Here is an 18,581-nt window from a genome sequence, read left to right on the forward strand (position 1 = left end):
TTTCTACCTGATGACGAGAGTCTCCTCAGTATGAAGTTTGCTGAGATGGGCTCTAAAAGCCTGACGAGGCGGCCATACCCTATACGAAGCTCGAGCTGATTTGATTTTTGGAGAATAGACATGTCCCGAGTCTGCCAAGTTACTGGCAAGCGCCCGGTGAGCGGTAACAACCGTTCCCACGCAATGAACGCGACCAAACGCCGTTTTCTGCCTAACCTGCACTCACACCGTTTTTGGGTTGAGGCTGAGAAGCGCTTTGTAACTCTGCGTGTATCTGCTAAAGGTATGCGTGTTATCGATAAGAAGGGTATTGAGACGGTTCTGGCCGATCTGCGTGCCCGTGGTGAGAAGTATTAAGGAACTGAATCATGGCTAAAGGTGTTCGCGAGAAGATCAAGCTGGTTTCTTCTGCTGGTACTGGTCACTTCTATACCACCACGAAGAACAAGCGTACTAAGCCGGAAAAATTGGAACTGAAGAAATTCGATCCAGTTGTCCGTCAGCACGTAGTATACAAAGAAGCTAAAATTAAATAATTTTAGTGGATTAATGAAAAACCCGGCCTTGGCCGGGTTTTTTGTTTTATAAAGGGTAGAAAACGTCGGAGGGGAAGCCAGATGCCTGAATTACCGGAAGTTGAGACGAGCAGACGCGGTATAGAGCCTTATCTTGTCGGCCACAGCATTCAGTATGCGGTGGTGCGCAACGCGCGCCTGCGCTGGCCGGTTTCCGAGCAGATCCTGACGCTGAGCGATCGGCCGGTGCTCAGCGTACAGCGCCGGGCCAAATACCTGCTGATCGAGCTGGAGAACGGTTGGATTATCGTGCACCTGGGCATGTCGGGCAGCCTGCGCATGCTGCGTGAGGAAAACGAAGACGAAGCCGGCAAACACGACCACGTCGATCTGGTGATCAGCAACGGCATGATCCTGCGCTATACCGATCCGCGCCGTTTCGGCGCCTGGCTGTGGTGCGAAGATTTGGCGACCAGCAGCGTGTTGGCGCATCTGGGGCCGGAGCCGCTGAGCGAAGCGTTCAACGGCGACTACCTGTATGAAAAATCACGTAATAAGCGCACTCTGATCAAACCGTGGTTGATGGATAACAAGCTGGTGGTCGGGGTCGGCAATATTTACGCCAGCGAATCCCTGTTCAGCGCCGGGATCCTGCCCGATCGTCCCGCGGGATCGTTGAGCAAAGCCGAAGCGGCGCTGCTGGCGCAGACCATCAAGGCGGTGTTGCAGCGCTCTATCGAGCAGGGCGGCACGACATTGCGCGACTTTTTGCAGTCTGACGGCAAACCGGGATATTTCGCGCAGGAACTGCAGGTTTACGGGCGGGCGGGAGAACCCTGCCGCGCGTGCGGCACGCCGATCGAATCCGCTAAGCACGGGCAGCGCAGCACCTTCTTTTGCCGCCGCTGCCAGCGCTGAGCATTACTCGGTGGCGAGCTTCGCCATCAGCGCCTGGGTGACCACATCCGGCAGGAAAGGCGCGATATCGCCGCCGTGACGGGCGACCTCCTTCACCAGTGAGGAGGAGATGAACGACCACTCTTCGGAAGGCATCAGGAACACGCTTTCCAGCGTCGGCATCAAATGGCGGTTCATGTTCGCCAGCTGCAATTCGTATTCAAAATCAGACACCGCACGCAGGCCGCGCACCAGGATATTGGCATTTTGGTGAGCGGCAAAGTGCGCCATCAGCTCGCTGAAGCCCAGCACTTCCACATTGCCCAGATGCGAGGTGACCTGCATCGCCAACGCCACGCGCTCATCCAGGCTGAACAGCGGCTTTTTGCTCGGGCTGGCGGCGATGGCCAGAATCACGTGATCGAACATCAGTGACGCGCGCGTCACTAAATCCAGGTGGCCGTTGGTCATGGGATCGAAGGTCCCGGGATAGATGGCTTTGCTGGTCATGATTCACTTCTCTGAGTAGTTGCGGCCCAATGCCCATAATGCGGCATATTTATTGAAGGTATATTGCGCGTTGACCACCGCTAACAGCAACCCCTGTTTACCGTCGAGGAAGCCGGCCCGCAGCAGCCAGGTTTTGACGAAGGCGCCGAGCGTGTGGGTCAGGATAGACAGGTAGCCGCAACGCTTGCCGGCCCGGTGGCGTTGCGTCGCCCACTCTTCGGCGTAGCGCAGCTGTTTGCGCTGGAAGGCGAAGAAATCGCGGCAGGTCAGGTGCAGCATATCGCCGCTGAGGGGGATCACTTTGGCGCCGCCGATGTTCAGCGATTCGTGCACCAGATCGTCGTTATAGCGATAGCTTCGGTTGGCGTACAGGCGGTTGACGCGGTCGGGATACCAGCCGCTGTGGCGCATGAAGCGGCCAAGGAACAGATTGCGCCGCGCACAGCTGTAGACGGCGCCGTCGTCCGGCGCGTTCAACACCCGTTCGATGGATTGCCGCAGCTCGGGCGTGACGCGTTCGTCGGCGTCGATCATCAAAACGTAGTCATGGCTGGCGTAGCTTTGCGCCAGCTGACGCTGCTTGCCGAACCCTTGCCAGTCGGTGTGCGTGAAGACTTTGGCGCCCAGGCTTTGGGCGATGGCGACGCTGTCGTCCTCGCTGCCGGAGTCCAGCACGATGATTTCATCGGCCCACTCGACCGAACGCAGACAGTCCGGCAACAGCCCGGCTTCGTTTTTGGCGATCATCACCACCGACAGGCTTTTGCGGCTGCTCATTTAGTGGCTCCGGGGCGGCAGGTGCGGTTCCAGCAGCTGCAGCAGGCGCTGCAACGCTCCCTGATTCTGATACAGCACTTCCACCGCATGGCGGCCGTAGTAGCGGCGGTAGTCTTCGTCGGTCAGCAGGGTTTCCACTTCCTTCACCAGCGAATCCACGTCGGTCACGGTGATCAGGCCTTCGGCCTGCGAAAGCTTGGCGCAGATGTCTTTGAAGTTGAAGGTATGCGGGCCCATCAACACCGGGATGGCGTGCGCGGCGGCTTCCAGCGGGTTGTGCCCGCCGCGTTCCACCAGGCTGCCGCCGACAAAGGCCAGATCGGCGATGCCGTACAGCAGCATCAGCTCGCCCATGGTATCGCCGATCACCACCTGGGTGCTGCCGGACGGGATTTCGCCGCTGCTGCGCAGGGTGTAGCTGAAGCCGGCTTTCTGCACCAGCTCCTTGGCGGTCGGAAAGCGCTCCGGGTGACGCGGCACCAGGATCAGCAGCAGATCGGGGTGTTTTTCCAGCAGTTTGCGGTGCGCTTCCAGCAGGATGGTTTCTTCCCCGTCATGGGTACTGGTGGCGATCCACACCGGGCGGCGCGGCGCCCATTGGCGGCGCAGCGTAACGGCGCGGGCGGCCAGCTCCGGGGTGACGGAGATATCGAACTTCAGGCTGCCGGTCACGGCCAGCTGAGAGCGCTTCAGGCCCAGCTCGATAAACCGATCGCCGTCTTCCTGGTTTTGGGCGGCGATCAGCGTGATGCGGCGCAGCATATCGCGCATGAATCCGCCAATTTTCTTATAGCCGGCGGCGGAGCGGGCCGACAGGCGCGCATTGGCGATCACCAGGGGGATCTGCCGCTGATGCAGCGCGTTGATCAGGTTGGGCCACAGCTCGGTTTCCATGATGATCACCAGCTTGGGATTCACCTGATCGAGGAAGCGGTTCATGGAGCTGGGCAGATCGTAGGGCAGATAGACATGATGCACGTCTTTGCCGAAAGCGGACTGGACGCGTTCTGAACCTGTTGGGGTCATTGTGGTCACAGTTATCGGCAAAGCGGGGTAACGATGGCGCAGCGCCCGCACCAGCGGGATGGCCGCCAGCGTTTCGCCGACGGAGACGGAATGCAGCATGATGCCGCCTGGCACGACTTTCCCGGCGCAGAAGCCATAGCGTTCCGCCCAGCGTTTACGGTAGGCTGGAGCTTTGCGGCTGCGCAGCAGTAAGCGGAGCCAGATCAGGGGTTGGATGAGGTAGAGTAGTACCTGATATAAACGCAGCAACATTCTATCAATTTCATTTATATGGGTTATTCGGAATAGTACCATAACTGGAAGGGAAAGGCGCTAATTTGGTAACCTTGGGTGTCAGTTTCAGACAACCGGCGAGCGATTTCGCCGACAGGCTCGGAATGAAGAATATTTTAATTATTCGCCGCGATAACATCGGCGATCTTGTTTGCACCACGCCCTTGATTGAAGGGGTGAAAATTGCCTATCCGGACGCAAAAGTTTATCTGCTGATCAATAAAGTCAGCCAGGACGTCGTTAAAAACAACCCTCATCTCGAGAAAGTCTTTGTCTATAAAAAGGCCAAGCACAAGGCGAAAAATGAGACCACGCTGGGCGTTTATTTCGAGCGTCTGATGATCTTCCTGAAGCTGCGCAAAATAAAATTCGATGCGGTCATTCTGGCCAACCCGGTGCCTTGCAAATACAGTTTACGTTTAGCGAAAATGGCTGGCGCCACCCATATCATCGGCGCTGATTTGGGCACGAAAGATATTCATCGCCCGTTCCGCAAGGACGATTTCAACGGTCAACATCAGGTCGAACATACCTACAGCTATTTATCGGCGATAACCGATCAATCCATTCTGATCCCGCCGGTGCGGGTGTTTCTGACGCCTGAAGAGCGGCAATTGGCGGCGCAACGGATGCAGGAGCGTCTGCCGCCGGTCGAACGGGTATGCGCCGTGCATATCAGCAGCCGCAGCCCGAAAAGGCGTTGGCCGGTTGAACGCTATGCCGAAATCATCAACCGTCTGGTTGCCGATCCCCACACCGGCGTGCTGATCTTCTGGTCGCCGCAGGGCACCCTGGCGCCGGACGACATCGGCGACCAGCAGCGCGCCGAACAGCTGCTGGCGCTGTGTCAAAACGAACGCGTCGCGCTTTATCCGACGGCGTCGGTGCGTGAGCTGTTGGGCGGGTTTGATTTATGCGACCGGGTGCTGTGCAGCGACGGTGGGCAGATGCATCTTGCCGCCGCGTTGAATAAGGACATGGTAGTGTTCTTTGGCGATACCGATAAAGCCTCCTGGCATCCATGGACCGGCCGTCATCATATTTTGCAAAGTGAGTCGGGGCACTGTGAGGATGTTTCTGTCGATGAGGTTTGGCAGAAAATGCAGGCGCTCAGCTAGCGAAGAAAATAAGGCAGGCATCCCCTGCCTTATTTCATTCTTTATTATTTTCTTTCCAGTTCCAGATATTGGCGGCAAATAGGCTCAAGCCCATAGCTCAGCAATTGCTGTTGATTTATCTGCGGCGGATTGGCGTAAATCTCCGCCATTTTTTCTGCCAGCGACGCTTCGTTTAATTCCGCCAGCGCGTTAGCCATGCCGGCTTTTTCCAGAATTTCCGCAGGGCCACCCGGACAACGAGTGCTGACCACCGGTGTGCCGCACAGCAGCGATTCTACCAGCACGTTGCCAAACCCTTCGCTGTCGGAGCTGAGCACCAGCAGCGAGGCATGGCGAATAAACGGGTAGGGATTAGCCTGGAAACCGAGAAACAGCACGCGCTCTGCAATGCCCAGGTCTGTCGCCAGACGTTTGACCTCGGCGACTCTGGCGTCGTCCCCGGCGCCGATTAAGGCCAGCGGCGCCTGAATGCCGGAGTGCGCATAGGCTTTCAGCAGGCGGTCATGCCGCTTGGTGGCGTGAAAGCGGCCGACGTGCACCAGATAGTCCTGGCCGGCCAGTTCGCAAGGCATCGCCGCCTGTTGCTGGATGGCGTCGATATCGAACGGGTTGTTGATGACCGCCAGCCGGCGCGGGCGGATCGGCAAGTTCTGCTGCAGATCGTCGCCGACCGCCCGTGAAACGGCGACGATGTTTCTTCCCTGGTAAACGTTGGCGATTTTGCGTTGCTTCAGCCAGCGATCCAGGCCCTTGCGGTGGCCGAGGTAGGAGGTGGAGAGAATGCCGTGAATGCAGAACCACAGGCGATCCGCGGCCAACCGCTTGCTGCGGCTGACGATGCGATCGGTTTTATGCAGGTTGGAGAACACCAGATCGAACGCGCCGTGTTGGCGCTCGTGTTCGGCTATCGCCCGATCCAGCGCGCCGGCGCGGCGCGACAGCTCGGTCAGCTTGCGCCAGGGGGCGCGGCTGCGATCGGCCACCACCTGATAATCAATGCCCGGCGGGATAGGGTAATTGCAGACGTCGCGCAGCGAGATCAGACTGACGTCATGCCCCTGTTGCTGCATGCCCTGGCACAGGGTCAGCACCACTTTTTCCGCGCCGCCTCCCGGCAGGCCGTCGATGATCATCAGAATACGCATAGCTAATCCAGTAACCGGTTATAGAGGGAAATAAGCTGTTCGGACAGATGCGCCGGCGTAGCCGGCATAATACGCAATCTTGCCGCTTCGCCCATGGATGATCCCAGCGCCTGGCGCGGCAGCGCCCGAATGGCCTCCGCGATGGCCGGTACGTCGAGCGCGTCGGTCACGAAGCCGTTCTGGCCGGGGGTGATAAACTCGGCGCCGCCGCAGGTGGTGCTGGTGATAACCGGCAGGCCGCACGACATCGCTTCCAGAATCACATTCGGGAACGGATCGTACAGCGTCGGCAGCAGCAGCGCATCTGCGGCCTGATAGAACGGCAAGGTCTGCTTCTGCACGCCCATAAAGTGAACCCGATCGCCGCAGCCCAGCGACTGCGCCAGCGCCCGGTAGCGTTTTTCGGCCTTGTCTTTACCGACCACCAACAGGTGGCTGTCGGTCGCTGCCACGGCGCGGATGGCGGCGGCCAGCCCTTTGCGCTCAAAGCCGGAACCGACGAAGATCAGGCAGTGCGCCTGTTGCGGGATCTGATACTGCTCGCGCAGACGTTGGCGCAGGGCCTCGTCGGCGGGCGGGAACTTTTGATTATCGATGGCGTTATAGATCACCGTGATTTTGTCGGCGGGCACGCCAAAGTCCGCGATGATTTCCTGCTTGATCATCTCGGCGTTGCAGATGACGGCTTTCAGCTCCGGTGCGGCATACATGGCGCGTTCGGCGCACATCACATAGCGGTGATAACGGTTGGAGAACAGCCATTTGCGGCGCCATTCCGGCAGCAGACGCGCGCGTTGCAGCAGCCAGCGGCGGTGTACGCCGTCGCCGGCGCGGTAGATGTCGCAGCCGGGAATGCGCTCGTGGCTTTGCACCAGATCAAAATGCTCTTTCTGCCACAGCGCCCTGGCCGCCACGGCGAAGCCTCGCTCGCGGCTGATGCGGCCGAGTTTTAGCGGGTTGCACAGGTGGATATGCCAGTTGGGATTGGCGTCACCCTGCCATTCGCGGGTGATGACGTTCAGATCGAGATCCTGTTGCTCCAGCGCCTCCAGGGCGCGGGAAACGAAACGTTCGGCTCCGCCGTCCGGGCGGTATTTTTGGCGAACGATCGCCAAACGAAATGCTTTCATGCCAGCGTGCTCCGCGCGGCTGCAATCACCGCGTCTGTAGGAATAAGGTCGAGATACCGTTCGTCGGTGCCGGTATCGATGGCGTCCGGATCGGGTAGTTCGCCGAAGTCGCCGGCCCAGATCACGGCGCCGGTAGCCTGCCACGGCCGCCAGAAAGTCAGCTTGGAAGGGCCGAACAACGCTACGCACGGCGTGTGCAGCGCGGCGGCCATGTGCATCGGCACCGAATCCACGCCGATAAACAGCTTGGCGTGGTCGATCAGGGCGGCCAGTTGGCGCAGCGTCAGCTGGCCGGCTAACGAAATCACGCCCTGCGGCGGGCAGAGCGCCAAAATGCGCTCTACCATGGCTTGTTCTCTGGCGTCGGGGCCGGAGGTGATCACCAGCTGGTGGCCGTCGGCCTGCAAGGCGGTGAGGGTGGCGGCCATTTTCTCTTCGCTCCAGCATTTGAAGAACCAGCGCGAGGTGGGCTGCACCACAATATAACTGCCGGTGACGCCCTGTTTCTGTAACCGTTGCTCACATGCCTGCCAATCCTGCGGATCGTAACTCATGGTCACATGATCACTGAGCGCGGGCAGGTTCAGCGGCGCCAGCAGCGAGAGGTTTTGTTCGACGGTATGCAGGCGGGCATGATTGTCGACCGGCACCAGCTGCGTGTGGCAGTGGCGCCACAGGAAGCCGCGGCGTTTAGGGAAATCGAAGCCCAGACGGATGCGCGCGCCGGTCAGGCGCGTGAGGATGGCGCTGCGCCACTGATCGGCCAGGTTGACCACCAGATCGTAGCGCTGCGCCTTCAGGCGGCGCAGCAGCGCCAGTTCGTGCCCCAGATGCGCGCGGGCGCCCTGTTTTTTCCATTGGCGGTCGATGGCGAACAGCGTCGACAGTTCCGGATTACTGGCCAGCATCTCCTGCGTTTCCTGATACAGCAGCACATCGATCTGCGCCTGCGGGTAGTTTTGCCGCAGGCTGCTGATGACCGGCGTGACCAGCAGCATATCGCCGTGATGGCGCAGTTTTATGATCAAAATACGCTGTACGGATGGGGCGGAAGTTGGGGCTGGCGCGTCGTTCATCATGAGTCGCTTTCTGGGAAACCAATCTTTGATTCTAAATGACCCGATCGCATGTGGCTACTGTTGCAAGGTTTTCTTGCCGGGCCGCAAAAAAATCGCCGAGCCGGGGACGAATGCGTTTCAATGTTGTCCAAACCAGGCAGCAAAGTCGTTTGCCCTGGCGAAACGGGCTGCGTAACATAGTGCATTCTGTTGATATCAGGCTCGATATTCATGACTAAACCGGCGTTTCTCATCACCATTGATACCGAAGGCGATAATCTGTGGCAAAACCACGATCGCATCGCGACCGAAAACACGCGTTTCTTGCCGCGCTTTCAGGCATTGTGCGAAAAATACGCCTTCAAACCGGTTTATCTCACCAACTATGAAATGGCGATGGATCCGGCTTACGTCGAGTTCGCGCGCGACGTGATCGCCCGCGGCGCGGGTGAAGTCGGCATGCACCTGCACGCCTGGAACAGCCCGCCGCTAACGCCGCTCACCGACGACGACTGGCGCTACAAACCGTATTTGATCGAGTATCCCGCCGATCAGATCCGCGCCAAGGTCGATCACATGACCAAGCTGCTGGAAGATGCCTTCCAGACCAAAATGCTCAGCCATCGCGCCGGCCGCTGGGCGTTCAACGAATATTATGCCTCGCTGCTGCTGGAGTATGGCTATCAGGTCGACTGCTCGGTGACGCCGCGCGTCAACTGGCAGTTTTCGCCGGGCAATCCGCATGGCAACGGCGGCACCGATTACAGCCGGTTCCCGTCGCAGGCCTATTTCATCGATCCGCAGAACATTGCCAAACCGGGCGCTTCGGCGCTGCTGGAAGTGCCGATGAGCATTCAGTACAAGCACTCGGCGCTGATGAACGCGTTCAAGCAAGGTTATGATCGGCTGCGCGGCAAGCGGCGTTCGCCGTCCGTCAACTGGCTGCGGCCAAGTGGCGGCAACGTGGCCAAGATGATAGGGGTGGCTGAAGCGTCGCTGGCGCAGGGGCATGACTACGTCGAATTTATGCTGCACTCCTCCGAGTTTATGCCGGGCGGCAGCCCGACGTTCAAAACCGAGCAGGATATCGAAGTGCTGTACCGCGATCTGGAACAGCTGTTTGACTGGCTCCAGCAGCGCACGGTGGGCATGACGCTGGCCGAGTATTATCAACTTAAAGCGAATTAAGCACGCACATGTCGAAAAAATGGAAAATCAAGGTTGCCGACTGGTTCTTGCGGCGCTATACGGCGAAGTACGGTCGTTTTCAGGATAAGACGACGTTCGACGGCGCCCAGCAGTTTGACAATATCGTCATCTATTCCACCACGGCGTTGGGCGACTTCATGTTCAACACGCCGGCATTGAGGGCGATGCGGGAACGCTACCCCAACGCACACATCACGCTGGTGGTGCACAAGAAAAACCGCGAGCTGGTGGAAAACGGCCGCTATTACGATCGCGTGGTGTATTGGGACAGCAAGATCAAGACGATCCGCCCGTTGCTGAAATCGCTGCGCGAACATCAGCCGGATTTGGCGCTGATCCTGCACTCCCACCTGCCTTATGACATCATCAGCGCCGTACTGGCCGGGGCGAAGTACATTATCAGGGATAACTACAGCTCGGGCATTTGCGGGCTGGAGCCTTGGCTGACCAACTATATCTTCCATTATTACGGCCACTTCGTGCGCCGCAAGCTGGAGCTGATTTCCATTTTGGGCTGCCGCAGCGACGATCCGACGATGGAAATTCCCGTGGATTATCAGCGCGGCGTCAAAAGCAGCGAGCATCCCACCATCGGTTTTCAATTGGGGGCATCTACGGAGTCGCGTTGCTGGCCGGTTTCGCACTATGCGCGGCTGGCCGATGAGCTGGTGGCGAAGCACCCTAATGTACGCATCGTGCTGATTGGCGCACCGTTTGACGACGGCAAGGCCAAACAGTTTATGAGCCTGATCGGCCCGCAAACGCAGGCCTGCGTGGATAACCAGATCGGTAAAACGGGGCTGCAAGGCTTGCTGACGTTGATCGACAGTTTCCATGTTCTGGTCACCGGCGATACCGGGCCGCTGCACCTGGCGGTGGCGTTGAAGGTGAAAACCATCAGCCTGTTCGTGACCGCCGACTCACGCTCCACCGGCCCGATTCAGGATGCTGAACTGCACCGCATCATTCAGGTGTCGCGTACCGGTTATACGATGCCGCTGGAGGCGGAAAGCCCGATGGGGGTCATCCAGCCGCAGCGGATTTATGATGAGCTGGTCGCACACGTGCCTTTAGCGCGCTAAAGGCGAGACGACCCATCGGCCGCCCGGCCGATGCGGTTAGTGCTGCCTGCGCCTGCGCAGCTTAGAAAGAAAGGTATCCACTCGCGCATAGCGCATCTGGCGGACTTTTTTGCCCGGCACGTCGCTGTTGCGGCAGACGTCGGCGGCGCGGCGCAGGATGTGCAGCGTTGCCGGCGCGTAATGATAATAGCCGTACACCGCCTTCGACATGCTTTTCACCTCGGAAAAGCAGTTGGCCAGCATCAGGGCGGCCAACCGGCGCAGTGGCTCATCCCCGGGATGCTGCGCCACAAAACGCAGCATCTTCTCCATGGCGAACAGCAGATCTTCAATATCTTTGGGTTTGATATTGCGAGTGATGCCTTGGCTGTTATCCCGATAGAAATAGAGCTCGCAGTCCAGATGGGCGATGCGGCGGGTTTTGAAATACTGAAAAGGCGTGAAAATCACGTCTTCATAGCGCCTGCCGTCTTCAAGACGTTCTCCATGAACTGTGGCGCGCCTGAAAATCCGAGTCACCAAGTGCCACAATGATTTTTCAAATACCTTCTCTAAGGCATAAATACCTTGTGCTTCGACGGCATAATTTTGGGGGATGACGTTAATCAATGTCAGCTCTTCAGGGGGCGATGTACAAAACTTCTTATAATTGAAGTCAATAATATCATATTGCTCAGATTGTAAAATTGGTCTAAGTATTTGAATATATTGACGACTAATGAGATCGTCGCTGTCGAGAAAAGTGACATACTGGCCCTGTGCATTGTGCAATCCAGTATTCTTTGCATGGGCAACACCATGATTTTCTTGATGAATAAATTTGAAGTTGTCGATCCCCTTAATAAAATTCTGCACTTTTTTTTCAGATAAATCTGTAGAGCCGTCATCAACGATGATCACCTCAATATCATTGTCTAACTGAGGAAGCAAAGACTGCAGACAGTCTATAATGAAATTCTCATTGTTATATAATGCAATGATAATGCTGAGTAAATAAGGGGGCTGTGTCATATACTCATACCTGCTTTATCGGGCTTCTAACAAGAATCACGCTAAGTATTATAACAAGACAGAAAACAATGGTCACTTCACTACTGAAGAAGACGACATCGCTGCACCCATAGGCAAAAAGAGCGATAGATATTGATAACAACATTGGATTACGAATAGGTCTGAAGGAACAGTAAAATAATCCAATGTAAAGGGCCAGTAATATTATGACCCCCCACATTCCTTTAATAGAGAATGTTTCGATAATTTCGTTATGCATATGCACGGTTAAATAAGGCAATACACCCGCTAGCAGAGGTTTTTGAGCGACATATGAGAGGATCTCTCTTGCTCGTTGTTCTGCTGATTGGCCAAGTGGCGCACTCATACCGGCATTTATACCTGACTCTTGCATTGAAATTCTTGATGTTATTGAGTTTTCTCTTTCTGGCTGAGATGCCATCTGTAGATCAGTCTGGAAAGCATGAATGCGCTGCTCTATTTCTCCTTTAAAGATGAAGCTGCAAATAGCGAATATTGCGATCAGAATTAATGACAAGTTAAATTTATTTTTCTTTGTCATCGACTCTTTATTAATTAGGAGTGAGATGCCTAAAGTTATAGGGTAAATTATTATCGCCGCACGTGTGCCCGTCAGAATGATAGAAGAGAGTGTTAGCAAGAAAGCGATGGCGTAGATATACAGGCGGTATCGATTATTCATAATCATGATAGTATACATGACGACTAAATTTACCGCAGTGATGATATAGGCAGCGGCAGTAGAGCGATCAAAGTTAAGCTCTACGCGCTCTGCTCCTAGCAAAACTCCTTGATAAATAGCATAAGCGTTTACTGCCAGGCCACAAAGAAGAATAATGCAGGAAAGATACTTTTTGATGTCTAGCCGTTCATTGAGTGAAATCAAAAGAATAAACGCCGTTGCAATTTGCAATTTACCTGATGAAGTATAGGAGCGGTATATGTTTATATAATCACCAGGTTGCTTAAAGTAGGCAGTCCAGAGTACGCTTGCCATGCCAATAATGAAGAAAAGCATAGGAAGAATGAGATTTTTATAGTTTTTTGTATAAAATTTCACATTCATTATGAATGCTATGAAAGCGATGTAGCTGGATATGTAAAATATATTTTTCCCGGTATGGGAGTCAAATGGTGTGGTGCAGAATGCAATTGCACACCCTAAATAAATAAGATAACTGAATGCTGGATGAGGTATTTTTTCTTTCAGCATGAATTGGGGTTCCGAAGTAATTAATTAGATGTAGTGAGTGATCGCAGCGTGTCGTCGAATTCAACTTTGAACTGAGCATAGTTAAAATGTTCCGCAGGATAGCGCTGCGCATTTCGGCTCAGAGTCTGGTAGGTTTCTCGCTCCAGCAATTTCTCAAAGGCATCCGCACAATCGATATGCGACAGCAGCTTGGGCGCGACCAGGCTGTCGGTCAACGGATCGTAGACCTCATGCGGGAAGTCGACCTCGATATCGGTGAGCTGCCGGTGTTGTTCGATGGTGACCGACGGCGTCAGGCCAATGCCGCAGACCCCGTCTTTCACCGCTTCCGGCTGGCCGTCGACCTGCGGGAAGATGACCGGCACGCCGAAATAGAGCGATTCCATGCAGGACAAGCCGAACGGCTCGGTGATCGGCGTGCTCATGTAGATGTGCGTGCGATTGAAGAAGCCGGCGACGTCATCCTGATAACCGCTGAAGGTAACGCGATCGCCGAGCTGTAGCCGGGCCGCCAGCGCCTCGAACGCCGCGCGATCCGGCCCTTTGCCGGCCACTTCCAGCGTGACGTCATGCCCGCGCCGCAGCAGTTCCTGCATCATCAATAATGACACGCTGATGCCTTTCAGGCTGACCAGGCGTGAGGCAGTGCCGATCCTGACCGGCTGCGACAGGGTTTTCGGCGCAGTGTCGATTCCCGTCGGCGTTTTGATGCGGTTGATCACCACGTGATTTGGGCAAGGCAGATTAAAGCGCTGCTCCATCACCCGCTTCGACGCGTGTGAGGCGGAAATGACGCCGTCCAGCATGGCGAAGAAACGCAGCGTCTTTTTATTCTTGGGGTAACGCCAGGAGCAGCCGTGATCGTAGTAAACCAGCTTGCCGCGCTTGGGTTTGGCCACCAGCCCCGGCACCAGGTCCCAGACGATCACCACGTCGGCGTTCGCCCGCTCGATTTTCCACTTCAGCAAAAATTTGCGCAGGAACTGCGGGCAGCGCAACGGCAGCGCATTGATCAGGCGGTTGGCGAAGGTGACGGGCTGATGCGCAGGCAACTGGCGGCGGATTTCTTCGCCAATGTCGCCGCTGATGCACAAGACCTGGTTGCTGCCGTCGGTGGTATCGTTGATGTACTGCAGGAACAGGCGTTCGACGCCGCCCATTTTACCCAGGTTGATAATGTGCAGTTTTTTCATGCTATAACCTTTTGCAACGCCTGCCATGCCGTATCGGCGTCGATTGTCGCCATGCTTTTTTCCGGCGAAATCAACGAGTGCTGATTTTGCCCGTAGCCGCCGATCAGGCCGGGATCGGTCGGCCCGAACAGCGTGATGTTCGGTTTGTCGAGCGCGGCGGTCAAATGGCTGAGCCCGGTGTCGACCGAGACCACGCCCCTGGCGCCGGCCAGCACCTCGGCCACCTGCTGCAGGCTGAGCTTCGGCAGCACTTCGACATGTGAAAAACCTTCCGCCAAGCGCAACGCGCGCTGATGTTCATGCTCTGCGCCCCACGGCAGTTTGATCTTCAGCCCGCTGTCCGCCGTCAGTGAGATCAGCTCACGCCAGTTTTGCTCCGGCCAATGCTTATCGTCACGGGTTGTCGCGTGCAAAAACACCAAATACTGCCCGGCATCGGCCGGCGGGCGGCTGAGAAAGCGTGCGGCGATGGCGTAATCGCCGTAGCTGCCTGGCTTGTCGTAGCCAAGGCTTTTGGCGAACAGTTCGCGCGTGCGCTCCACCGCGTGCTGCTGCTTGTCTATCTCATGGCGCACATTGTAGAACCAGCTGGCGAACGGTTCGCGCGCGCTCTTGCAGTCCGGGCCATGTTTGTCGCCTTTGGCGATGCGCGTGATTAGCGCGGCGCTTTTGATCAGGCCCTGCGCGTCGATCACCACGTCGTAACGGCGTTCTTGCAGCGCGCGTTTGAAGTCGCAGCGCTGTTGCCGAGTGTCGTTGCCGAACCAATTTTTTCGCCAGCGGCGAATGGCCACCGGGATCACGCGATCTACCGCCGGGTGCCAGGTGGGGATTTGGCTGAAGCCTTCTTCCACCACCCAGTCGAAGCGGATATCGGGAATGGCCTGCAGCGCGTCGGTCAGGGCGGGCAGTGTATGCAGCACGTCCCCCATCGAGGAGGTTTTTACAATTAACACCTGCATGATTATTCCTCGCTGGCGACAAGTAACGGCGTCAGCGCGTCCAACACTTGCTGCGGCTGAATATCGATCAAACTTTGGTGGTATCCCTGCTCGGCATCGCCCTTACGCACCTTGTGGTAGCCGCTGATCAGGCGAATTACCCGCGCCTTGTCGGAGAGCGGCGGCGTGAAGTCGGGGCTGCTTGGGCCGTACAAGGCTATCAGCGGTTTGTTCAACGCTGCGGCAACGTGCATTAAACCGGAGTCGTTGCTGACCACCGCCCGGCAGGCCGCGATCAGGATCACCGCCTGCTCCAGCTGGGTTTTTCCGGCCAGGTTAAGGCAGAAATCGCGGGCGTCTTCCTGCAGCGCGGCGCGGATCTGTTCGCCGGCTTCGTGATCTTTCGCCGAGCCGAACAGCGCGATCTGATAGCCGTTCTCGATCAGCCGCTGAGCCAGCGTCGCGTAGTGATAGTGCGGCCAGCGTTTGGCGGGGCCGAACTCCGCGCCCGGGCAGAAGCCGACGATCGGCCGGCTGTCGGTCAGGTTGAAGGCTGCGGTGGTGTCGGCGATCTCTTCGTCGCTCACCTGCAGCTGTGGCCACAGCAGCGGCTGCGGCAGATCGTCGGCGCGCTGAATGCGGCCTTTGTCATAGGCCAGCGCCACGTAGCGTTGCACCATCAGCGGGAAGGCCGCCTTGTCGAGCACGCGGACGTCGTTCAGCAGGCCGTAACGCATTTCGCCCCGCCAGCCGGTGCGCTGCGGGATATCGGCGAAGAAGGGCACCAGCGCGGATTTGAACGAGTTGGGTAGAACGTAAGCGCGATCGTAACGGTTGGCGCGCAGGGCGCGCCCCAGGCGGCGGCGTTCACCGAGCCCCAGCGCGCCGTGGCCCAGCGGCATCGCCAGCGCCTGATTGACTTCCGGCATGCGCGCCAGCAGCGGGCGGCACCAGGCCGGCGCCATCACATCGATCTCCGCCGACGGGTATTCGGCCTTCAGGGTGCGATAGAGACTTTGCGACATCATCATGTCGCCAACCCAAGAAGGGCCGATAACCAGTATTTTCATACCCAGCGTTAATTCCTTCAGCTTATGCGGTGCGGTTCAACCAGGCCATATACTCTTTCACCCCTTCGGCGACCGTTTTGAACGGTGCGTCGTAGCCGGCGGCGCGCAGCTTGGTCAGATCGGCCTGGGTGTACGCCTGATAGCGGCCCTTCAGCTTCTCCGGGAACTCGATGTATTCCACCGCGCCCTTCTGGTGGAAGTCCACCACCGCGTCGGCCACCGCCTGGAAGGTTTCCGCCCGGCCGGTGCCGCAGTTGAAGATGCCGGATTTGCCGGTTTCCCAGAACCACAGGTTAACCGCCGCCACGTCGCCGACGTAAATGAAGTCACGCTTGAAGTTTTCGCTGCCGGCGAACAGTTTCGGGTTTTCGCCGCGGTTGATCTGGGTATTCAGGTGGAAGGCGACGCTGGCCATGCTGCCTTTGTGGCCTTCGCGCGGGCCGTAAACGTTGAAGTAGCGGAAGCCGCAGATCTGCGAGTCCGCTTCCGGCAGGATCTCGCGCACGTACTGATCGAACAGGAATTTGGAGTAGCCGTACACGTTGAGCGGCGCTTCATACTCACGCTCTTCGATGAACTCTTCGCGGCCGCCGTAAGTGGCGGCGGAGGAGGCGTACAGGAACGGGATTTCGCGATCCAGGCAGTAGTGCAGCAGGTCTTTGGAGTACTGATAGTTATTGTCCATCATGTACTTGCCGTCCCACTCGGTGGTCGCGGAGCAGGCGCCTTCGTGGAAGACCGCTTCGATATCGCCCAGATCGTCGCCGGCCACGATGCTGGCGATAAAGTCTTCTTTATCGATATAGTCGGCGATGTCCAGATCGACCAGGTTGACGAACTTGGTGCCGTCTTTCAGGTTATCCACCACCAGGATATCGCGATATCCCTTGTCGTTCAGTGCCTTAATGATGTTGCTGCCGATCATGCCGGCGCCGCCTGTGACGATAATCATTGGGTTACCCCTGCTAAGCTGCCTGGCGGGGCACAATGCCCCACGCTCAATGGCGGTTATAATAGCATTTCATGCCGCGGCAAACAGCGGAAGGGCTCCGAATATCCCGCATTGCCATTGAAGTCCGCCGTTTGCCGTGATATCTGCTGCAATTTTAATATTCTCTCCCGCGCATTCTCGTCAGTTTGGTTACAAATCAGTAAAATATGCCGCAAATAGCCCAATCCTGGAGATAACCGAATGTCAGCGTCTTTTTATCAGCAGTTGGAACAACAGCTTGCCGCCACGCGCAGTGAAGGGCTGTTCAAGGAAGAACGCATCATCACCTCCGCGCAACAGGCGGATATCGCCGTCGCCGACGGCAGCCATGTGATCAACTTCTGCGCCAATAACTACCTGGGCCTGGCCAACCACCCGGCGCTGATCGCCGCCGCCAAGTCTGGCATGGACAGCCACGGTTTCGGCATGGCGTCGGTGCGTTTCATCTGCGGCACCCAGGACAGCCACAAGCAGCTGGAACAGAAACTGGCGGCCTTTTTGGGCATGGAAGACGCGATCCTGTACTCCTCTTGCTTCGACGCCAACGGCGGGCTGTTCGAAACCCTGCTCGGCCCGGAAGACGCCATTATCTCCGATGCGCTGAACCACGCGTCGATCATCGACGGCGTGCGCCTGTGCAAGGCCAAGCGCTATCGCTATGCCAATAACGACATGACCGAGCTGGCCGCGCAGCTGAAGCAGGCCAAAGCCGACGGCGCGCGTCACATTCTGATCGCCACCGACGGCGTCTTCTCGATGGACGGCGTGATCGCCAACCTGAAAGGGGTTTGCGATCTGGCGGACGAATACCAGGCGCTGGTGATGGTGGATGACTCTCACGCGGTGGGCTTTGTCGGCGCCAACGGGCGCGGCACCCATGAATACTGCGAAGTGATGGGCCGCGTCGATATCATCACCGGTACGTTAGGCAAAGCGCTGGGCGGCGCGTCCGGCGGCTACACCGCCGCCAAGAAAGAAGTGGTGGAGTGGCTGCGCCAGCGTTCGCGCCCGTACCTGTTCTCCAACTCGCTGGCGCCGGCGATCGTCGCCGCGTCGATCAAAGTGCTGGAACTGCTGGAAGAGGGCGATGCCCTGCGCGATCGCCTGTGGGCCAACGCGCGTCTGTTCCGCGAAAAAATGACCGCCGCCGGCTTCACGTTGGCCGGCGCCGATCACGCCATCATCCCGGTGATGCTGGGTGAGGCGAAGCTGGCGCAGGAATTCGCCAATGCGTTGCTCAAGGAAGGCATCTATGTGACCGGTTTCTTCTATCCGGTGGTGCCGAAAGGCCAGGCGCGCATCCGTACCCAGATGTCTGCCGACCACACCCCGGAGCAAATCGAACGCGCAGTGGCGGCGTTTACACGTATCGGTAAGGATCTTGGCGTTATTGCATAAGGT

At 57.3% G+C, this 18,581-nt stretch carries 19 protein-coding genes; 7 read left to right on the forward strand and 12 right to left on the reverse strand.

Annotated features, from left to right (window positions below):
• Positions 1–120 precede the first annotated feature (120 nt).
• The 3 genes from rpmB (at position 121) to mutM (ending at position 1,433) form a co-directional block, all read left to right on the forward strand.
• Positions 121–357: a 50S ribosomal protein L28 gene (gene rpmB, locus ACJ8HN_RS23400; RefSeq protein WP_004931195.1), complete on the forward strand. Its 237-nt coding sequence runs from the start codon at positions 121–123 to the stop codon at positions 355–357.
• An 11-nt stretch (positions 358–368) separates the two neighbouring features.
• The gene (gene rpmG / locus ACJ8HN_RS23405) at positions 369–536 is read left to right on the forward strand and encodes a 50S ribosomal protein L33 (protein WP_002442576.1); all 168 of its coding nucleotides are present in this window, start codon (positions 369–371) and stop codon (positions 534–536) included.
• Positions 537–617: 81 nt separating this feature from the next.
• The gene (gene mutM / locus ACJ8HN_RS23410) at positions 618–1,433 is read left to right on the forward strand and encodes a bifunctional DNA-formamidopyrimidine glycosylase/DNA-(apurinic or apyrimidinic site) lyase (protein ID WP_033649742.1); all 816 of its coding nucleotides are present in this window, start codon (positions 618–620) and stop codon (positions 1,431–1,433) included.
• Positions 1,434–1,436: 3 nt separating this feature from the next.
• Here the strand turns inward: mutM and coaD are convergent, their stop codons facing one another.
• The 3 genes from coaD to waaA are packed head-to-tail and all read right to left on the reverse strand — an operon-like array spanning position 1,437 to position 3,977.
• Positions 1,437–1,922 carry a pantetheine-phosphate adenylyltransferase gene (gene coaD / locus ACJ8HN_RS23415; RefSeq protein WP_442524025.1) on the reverse strand — a complete coding sequence of 162 codons (486 nt, stop codon included), beginning with the start codon at positions 1,920–1,922 and terminating at the stop codon, positions 1,437–1,439.
• A 3-nt stretch (positions 1,923–1,925) separates the two neighbouring features.
• Complete coding sequence (locus ACJ8HN_RS23420; protein WP_039569548.1) at positions 1,926–2,699, reverse strand: glycosyltransferase family 2 protein; 774 nt, start codon at positions 2,697–2,699, stop codon at positions 1,926–1,928.
• Complete coding sequence (waaA, locus tag ACJ8HN_RS23425; RefSeq protein WP_049234130.1) at positions 2,700–3,977, reverse strand: lipid IV(A) 3-deoxy-D-manno-octulosonic acid transferase; 1,278 nt, start codon at positions 3,975–3,977, stop codon at positions 2,700–2,702. It abuts the gene before it with no gap.
• Positions 3,978–4,102: 125 nt separating this feature from the next.
• Between waaA and ACJ8HN_RS23430 the strand changes: the two genes are divergently transcribed.
• Positions 4,103–5,116: a glycosyltransferase family 9 protein gene (locus tag ACJ8HN_RS23430; RefSeq protein WP_060439582.1), complete on the forward strand. Its 1,014-nt coding sequence runs from the start codon at positions 4,103–4,105 to the stop codon at positions 5,114–5,116.
• A 44-nt stretch (positions 5,117–5,160) separates the two neighbouring features.
• Here ACJ8HN_RS23430 and ACJ8HN_RS23435 read toward each other — a convergent pair whose 3' ends face one another.
• Genes ACJ8HN_RS23435 through rfaQ form a run of 3 tightly spaced genes read right to left on the reverse strand, consistent with a single transcriptional unit; the run spans position 5,161 to position 8,470 of the window.
• On the reverse strand, positions 5,161–6,261 hold the full coding sequence (locus ACJ8HN_RS23435) for a glycosyltransferase (RefSeq protein WP_033649738.1): 1,101 nt from the start codon (positions 6,259–6,261) through the stop codon (positions 5,161–5,163).
• A 2-nt stretch (positions 6,262–6,263) separates the two neighbouring features.
• Positions 6,264–7,391: a glycosyltransferase family 4 protein gene (locus ACJ8HN_RS23440; RefSeq protein ID WP_151265519.1), complete on the reverse strand. Its 1,128-nt coding sequence runs from the start codon at positions 7,389–7,391 to the stop codon at positions 6,264–6,266.
• Complete coding sequence (gene rfaQ, locus ACJ8HN_RS23445; protein WP_197841229.1) at positions 7,388–8,470, reverse strand: putative lipopolysaccharide heptosyltransferase III; 1,083 nt, start codon at positions 8,468–8,470, stop codon at positions 7,388–7,390. The genes ACJ8HN_RS23440 and rfaQ overlap by 4 nt, the downstream gene beginning before the upstream one ends.
• Positions 8,471–8,680: 210 nt before the next feature.
• Here rfaQ and ACJ8HN_RS23450 point away from each other — a divergent pair, with 210 nt between their 5' ends.
• Together ACJ8HN_RS23450 and ACJ8HN_RS23455 are read left to right on the forward strand one after the other, a co-directional pair.
• Complete coding sequence (locus ACJ8HN_RS23450) at positions 8,681–9,637, forward strand: polysaccharide deacetylase family protein (RefSeq protein ID WP_334283104.1); 957 nt, start codon at positions 8,681–8,683, stop codon at positions 9,635–9,637.
• A gap of 8 nt (positions 9,638–9,645) precedes the next feature.
• The gene (locus ACJ8HN_RS23455) at positions 9,646–10,740 is read left to right on the forward strand and encodes a glycosyltransferase family 9 protein (RefSeq protein ID WP_060431538.1); all 1,095 of its coding nucleotides are present in this window, start codon (positions 9,646–9,648) and stop codon (positions 10,738–10,740) included.
• Between the two features lie 36 nt (positions 10,741–10,776).
• Here the strand turns inward: ACJ8HN_RS23455 and ACJ8HN_RS23460 are convergent, their stop codons facing one another.
• From ACJ8HN_RS23460 to rfaD, 6 genes are read right to left on the reverse strand one after another with little or no spacing between them, the layout of a single operon-like run.
• Entirely contained in the window at positions 10,777–11,751 is a 975-nt protein-coding gene (locus ACJ8HN_RS23460; RefSeq protein ID WP_442524027.1) for a glycosyltransferase family 2 protein, read from the reverse strand.
• Positions 11,752–11,755: 4 nt separating this feature from the next.
• Positions 11,756–12,985, reverse strand: coding sequence for an O-antigen ligase family protein (locus ACJ8HN_RS23465; protein ID WP_442524028.1), 1,230 nt, complete (start codon positions 12,983–12,985; stop codon positions 11,756–11,758).
• A gap of 20 nt (positions 12,986–13,005) precedes the next feature.
• A complete protein-coding gene (locus tag ACJ8HN_RS23470; RefSeq protein ID WP_442524029.1) occupies positions 13,006–14,178 on the reverse strand; it encodes a glycosyltransferase in 1,173 nt (390 codons plus the stop codon).
• Positions 14,175–15,140, reverse strand: coding sequence for a lipopolysaccharide heptosyltransferase RfaC (rfaC, locus tag ACJ8HN_RS23475; protein ID WP_089185129.1), 966 nt, complete (start codon positions 15,138–15,140; stop codon positions 14,175–14,177). Before rfaC ends, ACJ8HN_RS23470 begins: the two co-directional genes overlap by 4 nt.
• A gap of 2 nt (positions 15,141–15,142) precedes the next feature.
• Entirely contained in the window at positions 15,143–16,189 is a 1,047-nt protein-coding gene (gene rfaF, locus ACJ8HN_RS23480) for an ADP-heptose--LPS heptosyltransferase RfaF (RefSeq protein WP_033649730.1), read from the reverse strand.
• Positions 16,190–16,211: 22 nt separating this feature from the next.
• Positions 16,212–17,141, reverse strand: a complete 930-nt coding sequence (gene rfaD, locus ACJ8HN_RS23485; RefSeq protein ID WP_016929696.1) for an ADP-glyceromanno-heptose 6-epimerase — start codon at positions 17,139–17,141, stop codon at positions 16,212–16,214.
• Between the two features lie 240 nt (positions 17,142–17,381).
• Between rfaD and kbl the strand changes: the two genes are divergently transcribed.
• On the forward strand, positions 17,382–18,578 hold the full coding sequence (kbl, locus tag ACJ8HN_RS23490; RefSeq protein WP_004931154.1) for a glycine C-acetyltransferase: 1,197 nt from the start codon (positions 17,382–17,384) through the stop codon (positions 18,576–18,578).
• The last annotated feature ends 3 nt before the right edge of the window (positions 18,579–18,581 follow it).

This window comes from Serratia sp. CY29653 (assembly GCF_052169255.1).
GTDB lineage: Bacteria > Pseudomonadota > Gammaproteobacteria > Enterobacterales > Enterobacteriaceae > Serratia > Serratia sarumanii.

Bases quoted from the DNA above. Each gene is read 5' to 3' on its own strand.
- rfaF (WP_033649730.1), bottom strand. From the start codon at position 16,189: ATGAAAATACTGGTTATCGGCCCTTCTTGGGTTGGCGACATGATGATG.
- rfaC (WP_089185129.1), bottom strand. From the start codon at position 15,140: ATGCAGGTGTTAATTGTAAAAACCTCCTCGATGGGGGACGTGCTGCAT.
- rpmB (WP_004931195.1), top strand. From the start codon at position 121: ATGTCCCGAGTCTGCCAAGTTACTGGCAAGCGCCCGGTGAGCGGTAAC.
- ACJ8HN_RS23470 (WP_442524029.1), bottom strand. From the start codon at position 14,178: ATGAAAAAACTGCACATTATCAACCTGGGTAAAATGGGCGGCGTCGAA.
- waaA (WP_049234130.1), bottom strand. From the start codon at position 3,977: ATGTTGCTGCGTTTATATCAGGTACTACTCTACCTCATCCAACCCCTG.
- ACJ8HN_RS23435 (WP_033649738.1), bottom strand. From the start codon at position 6,261: ATGCGTATTCTGATGATCATCGACGGCCTGCCGGGAGGCGGCGCGGAA.
- coaD (WP_442524025.1), bottom strand. From the start codon at position 1,922: ATGACCAGCAAAGCCATCTATCCCGGGACCTTCGATCCCATGACCAAC.
- ACJ8HN_RS23460 (WP_442524027.1), bottom strand. From the start codon at position 11,751: ATGACACAGCCCCCTTATTTACTCAGCATTATCATTGCATTATATAAC.
- rpmG (WP_002442576.1), top strand. From the start codon at position 369: ATGGCTAAAGGTGTTCGCGAGAAGATCAAGCTGGTTTCTTCTGCTGGT.
- ACJ8HN_RS23420 (WP_039569548.1), bottom strand. From the start codon at position 2,699: ATGAGCAGCCGCAAAAGCCTGTCGGTGGTGATGATCGCCAAAAACGAA.
- ACJ8HN_RS23465 (WP_442524028.1), bottom strand. From the start codon at position 12,985: ATGCTGAAAGAAAAAATACCTCATCCAGCATTCAGTTATCTTATTTAT.
- ACJ8HN_RS23455 (WP_060431538.1), top strand. From the start codon at position 9,646: ATGTCGAAAAAATGGAAAATCAAGGTTGCCGACTGGTTCTTGCGGCGC.
- ACJ8HN_RS23450 (WP_334283104.1), top strand. From the start codon at position 8,681: ATGACTAAACCGGCGTTTCTCATCACCATTGATACCGAAGGCGATAAT.
- rfaQ (WP_197841229.1), bottom strand. From the start codon at position 8,470: ATGATGAACGACGCGCCAGCCCCAACTTCCGCCCCATCCGTACAGCGT.
- rfaD (WP_016929696.1), bottom strand. From the start codon at position 17,141: ATGATTATCGTCACAGGCGGCGCCGGCATGATCGGCAGCAACATCATT.
- ACJ8HN_RS23430 (WP_060439582.1), top strand. From the start codon at position 4,103: ATGAAGAATATTTTAATTATTCGCCGCGATAACATCGGCGATCTTGTT.
- mutM (WP_033649742.1), top strand. From the start codon at position 618: ATGCCTGAATTACCGGAAGTTGAGACGAGCAGACGCGGTATAGAGCCT.
- ACJ8HN_RS23440 (WP_151265519.1), bottom strand. From the start codon at position 7,391: ATGAAAGCATTTCGTTTGGCGATCGTTCGCCAAAAATACCGCCCGGAC.
- kbl (WP_004931154.1), top strand. From the start codon at position 17,382: ATGTCAGCGTCTTTTTATCAGCAGTTGGAACAACAGCTTGCCGCCACG.